This window comes from Candidatus Vagococcus giribetii, assembly GCF_017316185.1.
Lineage (GTDB): Bacteria > Bacillota > Bacilli > Lactobacillales > Vagococcaceae > Vagococcus > Vagococcus giribetii.
This window is the reverse complement of the sequence record NZ_JAFLVX010000022.1, coordinates 45,107-53,101: the sequence shown is the minus strand read 5'-3', so window position 1 is coordinate 53,101 and position 7,995 is coordinate 45,107. Positions and strand designations below refer to the sequence as shown.

The window sequence follows — 7,995 nt, the reverse complement described above, 5'->3', positions numbered from 1 at the left end:
CGAGTCCTACTGCCGGAGTAGTAAAAAGATAAGTCTATATGACTTATCTTTTTTTGTTTTGTTATTTAAAAAAATAAACGTACTGAAGTAAAATCTACTTCGTACGTTTATTTTTATTTTTCTCTGATTATTTCAATTTTATAACCATCTGGATCAATAATGAAATAGTAAGAAGGTGGAACACCTGGTAAATGTTTAAGCTCAGTGATGTTAAAACCAGCTTCTTTATGTTTTTCATGTAAACCTTCTAAATCTTTGGTAGAAATAGCAATATGTCCATAACCATTTCCTAAATCATAAGCTTCTGAATCATAATTGTAAGTTAATTCTAGCTCATAAGGATCTCCTGGAAGTGTTAGATAAACTAGTGTAAATTTATGTTCAGGAAAGTCTCTTCTTCTACTTTCAGTGAAATCAAATGCAGTTGTGTAGAATTCAAGTGATTCTTCTAAATTCTTCACACGAACACAAGTGTGTGCCATTTTCATAAAATAAAACATCCTTTCTTTTAACTGATTAAATCATACCATTTATTAAAAAAAGGTTCTAGTTTTTGCTTTTTAAAATTACTTGATTAGTCGTAGTAATAATGCTATGATATTACTACGATTGATAGAGTAAAAAATGGAAGTGATAAAAATGATTAGTAGTGATATTATTCGTGGCTATAATGATTCAATCATTCTATCGATTTTGATTGATGGTGATTCATACGGATATGAGATTTCAAAAAAGATTAGAACTATCACAGATGAGAAATATGTTATTAAGGAAACAACATTATATTCAGCTTTTACAAGATTAACTAAAAAAGGTTATATAACTTCTTATCCAGGTGAGGAGACGTTTGGTAAGAAGCGAACGTATTATAAAATAACCTCATCAGGTCTTGCTTTTTATTTAGAAAAAGAAAAAGAGTGGTTGATCACAAAAGAAGTTGTTGATATGTTTTTAGGAGGAGAAAAAAATGAATACCATTAAAAATTATGTGGAAACAATGTTTATGAATTTACCAGATACAGTGGAATTAAAAGAACTACAAGACGATATATTAGTTAATATGGAAGAAAAATATCAAGAGTTAATAGAAACTGGTGTGTCAGAAAATGAGACAGTTGGTTTAGTTATTTCAGAATTTGGCAATATTGATGAGATCATGAATGAATTATCTATTGATCAAGAAAAAGAGGAAGAGGCAGAAGTTACCACAACACCTAACTTAACAACTTTATCGATTGATGATATTGATTCTTACGTTGCGATGAAAAGAACAACTAGTGTCGGTATCGGTATGGGTGTTATCTGTTGTGGAATTGCGGCTAGTCTAATTGTAGCAGGTGTTTATTTTAACTCAGTTATATTAGGTGTTATCTTAAGCTTGTTCTTAATTGTAGCGGCAATAGGGCTATTTATAGTAAATGGTTTGAAGCATAATGCTTATGACTATTTAGAAAAAGGTTTCTTTTTAAGTAATAAAAACATTAACTATATTAAAAATGAAGAAAAACAGTTTGAAAAGTCATTTGTTTTGTCTCTTATTATTGGTGTGGGGCTATGTATTATTTCTGCGATCCCTGTGTTAGTCGGATCTCAAGATGCTGATCGAATTCTTCTATATGTTTGTGGAACGATTATTACAGCAACGATTGGTTGTTTTTTCATTATTTATGGAGGTATGGTGAAATCAGCTTATGGTTTTCTGTTAGAAAATGGTTTTGACAGTTCTTTATCTGAAAAAGACCTAGCTAAGAAAATTTATTGGAAAAAATTTAACGATAATTTTTGGCTAGTAATTGTTGCTATCTATCTACTGATAAGTTTTGTTTTTGGCATTTGGGAACTATCTTGGCTTATTTTCCCAGTTGCTGGAGTTTTATCTGGTATTTGGATGAATGAGAAACGTTAGTCAGTTATGAAAAAAATACTCAATCAAGAAATTATTAGTTATTTAATATTTGGAGTCTTAACGACTATTGTTTATTTTGTACTTCGTTTTCTTGTAGTTAATTTGACGGGTCAATCTTTACTAGCAGTAGTTATTGCCCAAATGGGTGCGATTCTCTTTGCTTTTGTGACCAATAAACTATTTGTTTTTAAAGACAATCAAAGAGAAGTAAAGGAGTTATTTCGTCAGTTTTGGTTCTTTTTACTAGGGAGAGGGTTTGTTTTTCTATTAGATGTGGTGATTACCTATGTAGCAGTGGAAAGGTATGCATCATACTTTATTATCTGGTTGCACTTAGATAAGCTGCCCTATGATGCAGCTGTTTTTCAAAGTAGTTTTCTAAGTAAATTTATCGGGACGCCTGAGCTTGCTAATGAATTTCTCTTTGCTTTATTGGTTCAGGTGCTAGCTATTGTTTTAAATTATCTGATTTCAAAGAAAAAAGTGTTCAAAAAAAAGGATTAGGCCAGTTGGCTTAATCCTTTTAATTATTGAAAAATGCTAGAGAAATAGTTAAATCATAATTGATAAAATCTTTGATGATTTTAATGTCACCCTCTTTGTTTCTATAAGCACGTTTATAAGTTCCTCCCAAAATAGTAGGGAAAACTTGGATATTGTCGTATTTTTTTAATAACAAGTCAGCTTTGTAGCTATCTTCTAGAGCGATGAATCCAAGAAACTCTTCTTCATCGGCATCACTTGCTGCTCCTAAGAAAATACCAATCCGATTATCTGCTGTCTCAGTGTCGTAGAGAACTTTCGCGTAAGTATTGGGAATGACATTGTCATAGAGTTCAAAAATATTTCGCTCTTCGTATTCGTCAAAGTGATTGATTAAATCATCATTAGTCACATCGGCGTAATAGCTAACAAAGAAATTATTTTCTTTCAGTTTTTGAATGGTTTCAAAAAGAAGTTGTTGTTTATCACCGTTGTAAAGAAAATTGATTTTTGTGTGTAAATATTCTTTGTTGCGAATGGAAGAGATACGATGACTTTCATTTGAAGAACCATGATTTTCATTGGTTTTTTTGCGTTCTCTCATGGTTGTTTCAAGGTATGTGTTGCTGCGTTTTCTTTTTTTGCGCTTTCTCTTTCTACGCTGGTTATCTAATACTTCATAATATTCTTCATCTTCATCATAGCTAAGGCGCTCAGCTGGTTTCACTTTCAAGCGTGTGAATTCTTTATTAGCATATTTATAGACTTTGTTAAATTCTGCTTGATAAAGTAAAATAGCTGCTAAGATGAGTGCAATGGTAGAAATAATAAAGTAAGTGTACCAGAGTAGGCTATTATTAAAGGTTAGGGCTAAGCCGACTAACCAAAAAATGAAGACAAAGCCTCCTACAATCTTTAATTTTTTCATAATTTTTATTGTCCACCTAATCAAACTTTTTGTATATATCTATTTAACCATAGTTTCACAGGTAAAACAATCTAAGGGTTTAAAAAATGAACAGTAAAAATAAAGAGAGAAAGGGATGAAAAATCCTTTAGAAATCTGTATAATAAGAGGAAGTGACCATAAGGAAGAGGCGAGTAAATGAAGGATAAAACAATCTATGCTGTTGTAGATATTGAGACAACAGGGACAAGTACAGAAAAGGATAAAATCATCCAATTTGCCTGTGTACTCGTTCAAAATAGAGAAATCATTAATCATTTTTCAACAGATGTCAATCCTCTTCAAAAAATTCCTAAACACATTGAACAGTTAACAGGTATTTCAAATCAACAAGTTGCTATGGCTCCTTATTTTGAAGATATTGCACCTATCATAAAAACTCTTTTGTCAGATTGTGTCTTTGTAGCTCACAATGTGTATTTTGATTTTGCCTTTTTAAATAGTGAATTTAAGCGTTCTGGAGAAGAGACTCTTGTAATGCCATGTATTGACACAGTAGAGTTAGCACAAATATTATACCCAAAGTCGCAAGGATTTAGAGTAGCGGATTTGGCAGAGTATTTTGATATCTCCCACGAGAATCCTCATCAAGCTCTGAGTGATGCAACGGTGACAGCGGAGATTTTTATTCAGCTTCATAGACAGATTGAAACAATTCCATACGTGACTTTAAAAAAAATGGCAGAGTTATCTGTTTATCTTGGTGTTGACAATCACTTGTTATTCCAAGAGGCTTTGAAGAATAAAGAGAGCCATCCATTGAATCAGCTCCTTGATCAAGTAAAGACAATTGACATGGTGAGCTTGAAAATAAAAAATTATCAATTTCAAGAAAAAAAAGTCGAATCTGACCTAGTGTATCCAGTGAACCTAGAAGAAAAAGAAGCTCTATTAAACGGAGAGTTTTCGTTTCGTGATGAGCAGATTAAAATGATGGATAAAATAGCAGCTTTTGTTGCTAATTCTCCAGAGAAGAAAAACTTAATGGTAGAAGCTGCTACAGGAACAGGAAAATCACTTGGGTATTTGTTCCCTTTAAGCTTTAACTTAAGAAAGCCTATTACGATTTCAACGAGTACGATTATGCTTCAGGAGCAATTACTAGAGGAAAGTATTCCTCAACTAGAAACAATTATTTCACGAGAAGTGATAGGCTTGATTGTCAAAAGTAGTCGACATTTTATTGATTTACATCGTTTCTATCAAACATTATTAGCTGAACCTAATCATCAAAAGCAATACATCATTAACCAGATGGCTGTATTGAATTGGTTACGTGAAACTGAAACAGGGGATTTAGACGAGCTAAATTTAAATAAAAATCATTTATTTTTTGAACATATCGAGCATCGTGGTCTGCATACGCTAAAAAAAGATAGTCTATTCTTTGAAGAAGATTTTCTGCGTTTTCTAGAAGTAAAAAAACAGGTAGCAGATCTGATTTTGATCAATCATGCTTTTTTATGCGAAGACAGTTTTCGTCAGGAGAGTCTGCTACCAGAAAGCTCTATTTTAGTCATTGATGAAGCCCATAAGCTTGTCCATACACTAGAAGATAAGCAACTAGTTAGAGTATCTTTTAGACGCTTATATAGTCTCTTGAAAAAAATGAGAGAGATTGACGACTTAAAAGAGCATGCGCCGACTCTAAAAAATACAGATTGGTTGCATCAATTAGAGTTGTTACCTATTCTTTCTGTAGAGGGGAGAGACGACTTGCAGTGGTTAGAAACCTTTATGATGAGTACGTCAGGGCTTAGTACCAGTCACCCTGAAAAGGACATGAGTTGTTTAGGAGAGTATTCGGAGTGGCCTATAGCTATGAAGAAAAATGTGAAAGAGTTGATGACAATCATTCGTGAGATGAATGAGGTTATTGATTGTGTACTTGTACCTATTAGCGGTTTAATGAAACAGCTTAATGGAGCTGATTTATTCACTTGGTTGGAGTACGCTAATGTCTTGACTGCGTTTAAAGAAGAGAGTCAAAAGTTGATTGCTTATTTTAAACATGAAGAGAATGAACAAACTAGATTGATTGGTTTAGAGAAGCAACATCTTGTATTAAAAGCCATTAATTTTGAAAAAATTTCTATTCAAGAAACCACTTGGTATAACAAATTTGATAAACTTATTTTCACGAGTGGTACCCTTCAATTAGATATTGCTTCTGATTATTTTGAAAATCAATTAGATTTGCCAGAACCTGAAAAATTACTATTAGGGGAGAATTTCTGTTATGAGAATCAGGCAGAGCTATTGGTTGTCACGGATTTTAATGATCAAGATAGTGGTAACTTCAAAAAGTACATTGCTTACTTAGCTCATTCTGTTAGGGATATTTACCTGTCTCAAACTAAATCGATGTTAGTGTTATTTACGTCTCATCAAGTCCTACAAGCAGTCTATCAAGAATTAAATAATGAGTTGGCACAAGAAGAGGTAGAGCTTTTTGCCCAGGGGATTACAGGGACAAAAGAAAAAATTGCCAAGCGATTTGCTCAAAGTAGTGGTGGAATAATCTTAGGAGCTAATAGTTTTTGGGAGGGTGTTGATTTTAATCTTCCTGATTTAGACATTATTGTTATGACCAAGCTACCTTTTGATCCACCTAAGCGCCCTTTAATTGAAGCTAAGTATCGTTATTTGGAACAACAAGGAAAAAATCCATTCTATGATGAAGCGATACCTCAAGCTGGAAGTCGCTTACGACAAGGTTTAGGTCGTTTGTTAAGAAGTGAGACAGACAAGGGGATTGTGGTTGTCTTAGATAGTCGGATGACTCTGTCTAGCTATAGCACAAAATTATTGAACTACCTACCTAAAGGACTGAAAGTGACTAATCATAGCTTAGAAGAAACTTTAGCAGAGATGACACGCTTTTTTACTGAAAAATAACCTGAAAATTGATATAATAGGACAAATGAAATGAGGGAAGATGAAGTGAATAGAAAATATAATCGTCAGCTAAAAATAATTAGTTTAGTCTTGATTTTAACGATTGTCTTGATTAGTATTGTACTAATCCAATCAGCTTCCCCAATGAGGAAAGCCAAGAAACAAGGTATCAAAGTATCTGAAGAAGTGGCAGGAATTACTCAAGTAGAAGATTTCTATTGGTTTACCAGAGAAAAAACTTATTTTACAGTCGTTGGCTATAATGATAAAAGTGAAGAAAAAGTGGTCTTTTTACCTCAAGACGGTGAAGAGGCAGTTGTTATGAACGCAAAAGACGGGGTTGATGACAATGAGGCGATTCAAAAAGTTCTTGATTTAAAAGAGAATCGAAAAATCAAAAAAATCTCGTTAGGATTGTATCAAGAAAAACCTGTTTGGGAAGTTGTGGCAGAGAGTCATGAGAAACAGACGAATTACTATCTAGTTGATTTCAAAACAGGAGATATTGTCAATAAAATTAGTTAATCATTTGTAGGAGGGGTTTTAATGGAAGTATCAAATCGGGTGTCTCGCCTTAAACCATCAGCAACTTTAGCAGCAGCAGCAAAAGCAAAGGCGTTAAAAGAACAAGGGGTGGACGTGTTAAGTTTAACTCTAGGTGAGCCAGATTTTGCCACTCCCAAAAATATTCAACAAGCAGCGATTGCTTCGATAGAAGACGGGCGTGCTAGCTACTATACACCAGTGGCAGGAATTCCTGCCTTAATTGATAGTATTGTGAAACGAACTGAGATTGATTACGGTATTACTTATAAGTCTAATGAAGTGATGGTTGGAACAGGAGCTAAATTTATACTCTACGCCTTATTCCAAACCATTTTGAACCCAGGAGATGAAGTGATTATTCCAATTCCTTATTGGGTTAGTTATGACGCTCAAGTTGAATTAGCAGAAGGTAAGTCTGTCTTTGTTGAAGGTCATCAAGATAATGGGTTTAAAGTAACCGTTGAAGACTTAGAAAAAGCAACCACAGATAAAACAAAAGCCTTTATCTTAAATTCGCCATGTAACCCAACAGGAGCTATTTATACAGCCGATGAGCTAGAGAAAATAGGAAATTGGGCAGTTAAACATAATATTTTAATAGTAGCCGATGATATTTACGGGAAACTAGTTTATAATGGGAATGTCTTTACGCCAATCGCGACTTTGTCAGAGGAGATTAAAAATCAAACTCTTGTTATTAATGGCGTATCAAAGAGTTATGCCATGACGGGGTGGCGAATTGGTTATGCTTTGGGAGATAAACAAATTATTTCTCAAATGACTAAAATTGCCTCTCAAGCAACAAGCAATCCAACAGCAGTTAGCCAATATGCAGCTCTTGAAGCTCTGTCAGGAGATCAAGCAGAAGTTGAAAAAATGCGTCAAGTTTTTGAAGAACGCCTGAATCATTTTTATCAACGAATTAGTGACTTACCAGGATTCAAATTAGACAAGCCTCAAGGCGCTTTCTATTTATATCCAGATATTAGTGAATGTTTAGTGAATTGTGGTTACGATAATGTCACTAATTGGGTAAATGATTTGTTAGAAGAAGCTCATGTAGCAGTCGTTACAGGAGAAGGCTTTGGAACAGATCGTCATATCCGGTTAAGTTACGCTACAGATCTAGAGACATTGGATAAATCTGTTGATCAAATTGCGATGTTTATTGAGAAAAAAGCAAAAAAATAAGTGT

The 7,995-nt window shown here is 33.7% G+C and carries 8 protein-coding genes; 6 read left to right on the top strand and 2 right to left on the bottom strand.

Annotated elements, in window-relative coordinates; translation table 11 throughout:
- Nucleotides 1-113 precede the first annotated feature (113 nt).
- Nucleotides 114-488 (bottom strand): lactoylglutathione lyase, encoded by a 375-nt coding sequence (gene gloA, locus DOK76_RS09360; RefSeq protein WP_206967100.1) that lies wholly within the window; start codon nucleotides 486-488, stop codon nucleotides 114-116.
- 151 nt (nucleotides 489-639) lie between these two features.
- Between gloA and DOK76_RS09355 the strand changes: the two genes are divergently transcribed.
- From DOK76_RS09355 to DOK76_RS09345, 3 genes are read left to right on the top strand one after another with little or no spacing between them, the layout of a single operon-like run.
- Entirely contained in the window at nucleotides 640-981 is a 342-nt protein-coding gene (locus DOK76_RS09355) for a PadR family transcriptional regulator (protein ID WP_206967098.1), read from the top strand.
- Nucleotides 968-1,906, top strand: coding sequence for a permease prefix domain 1-containing protein (locus DOK76_RS09350; protein ID WP_206967096.1), 939 nt, complete (start codon nucleotides 968-970; stop codon nucleotides 1,904-1,906). Before DOK76_RS09355 ends, DOK76_RS09350 begins: the two co-directional genes overlap by 14 nt.
- A 6-nt stretch (nucleotides 1,907-1,912) precedes the next feature.
- The gene (locus tag DOK76_RS09345; RefSeq protein ID WP_206967095.1) at nucleotides 1,913-2,410 is read left to right on the top strand and encodes a GtrA family protein; all 498 of its coding nucleotides are present in this window, start codon (nucleotides 1,913-1,915) and stop codon (nucleotides 2,408-2,410) included.
- Between the two features lie 19 nt (nucleotides 2,411-2,429).
- Here DOK76_RS09345 and DOK76_RS09340 read toward each other — a convergent pair whose 3' ends face one another.
- Nucleotides 2,430-3,317 (bottom strand): hypothetical protein, encoded by an 888-nt coding sequence (locus tag DOK76_RS09340; RefSeq protein WP_206967093.1) that lies wholly within the window; start codon nucleotides 3,315-3,317, stop codon nucleotides 2,430-2,432.
- Between the two features lie 177 nt (nucleotides 3,318-3,494).
- On the opposite strand from DOK76_RS09340, the gene DOK76_RS09335 reads away from it, so the two are divergent.
- Genes DOK76_RS09335 through DOK76_RS09325 form a run of 3 tightly spaced genes read left to right on the top strand, consistent with a single transcriptional unit; the run spans nucleotide 3,495 to nucleotide 7,991 of the window.
- A complete protein-coding gene (locus DOK76_RS09335) occupies nucleotides 3,495-6,254 on the top strand; it encodes a helicase C-terminal domain-containing protein (RefSeq protein WP_206967091.1) in 2,760 nt (919 codons plus the stop codon).
- Nucleotides 6,255-6,299: 45 nt separating this feature from the next.
- Entirely contained in the window at nucleotides 6,300-6,779 is a 480-nt protein-coding gene (locus DOK76_RS09330) for a cell wall elongation regulator TseB-like domain-containing protein (RefSeq protein WP_206967089.1), read from the top strand.
- 21 nt (nucleotides 6,780-6,800) lie between these two features.
- Nucleotides 6,801-7,991, top strand: a complete 1,191-nt coding sequence (locus DOK76_RS09325; protein WP_206967087.1) for a pyridoxal phosphate-dependent aminotransferase — start codon at nucleotides 6,801-6,803, stop codon at nucleotides 7,989-7,991.
- Nucleotides 7,992-7,995 lie beyond the last annotated feature (4 nt).

Bases quoted from the DNA above. Each gene is read 5' to 3' on its own strand.
- gloA (WP_206967100.1), bottom strand. From the start codon at position 488: ATGAAAATGGCACACACTTGTGTTCGTGTGAAGAATTTAGAAGAATCA.
- DOK76_RS09355 (WP_206967098.1), top strand. From the start codon at position 640: ATGATTAGTAGTGATATTATTCGTGGCTATAATGATTCAATCATTCTA.
- DOK76_RS09350 (WP_206967096.1), top strand. From the start codon at position 968: ATGAATACCATTAAAAATTATGTGGAAACAATGTTTATGAATTTACCA.
- DOK76_RS09345 (WP_206967095.1), top strand. From the start codon at position 1,913: ATGAAAAAAATACTCAATCAAGAAATTATTAGTTATTTAATATTTGGA.
- DOK76_RS09340 (WP_206967093.1), bottom strand. From the start codon at position 3,317: ATGAAAAAATTAAAGATTGTAGGAGGCTTTGTCTTCATTTTTTGGTTA.
- DOK76_RS09335 (WP_206967091.1), top strand. From the start codon at position 3,495: ATGAAGGATAAAACAATCTATGCTGTTGTAGATATTGAGACAACAGGG.
- DOK76_RS09325 (WP_206967087.1), top strand. From the start codon at position 6,801: ATGGAAGTATCAAATCGGGTGTCTCGCCTTAAACCATCAGCAACTTTA.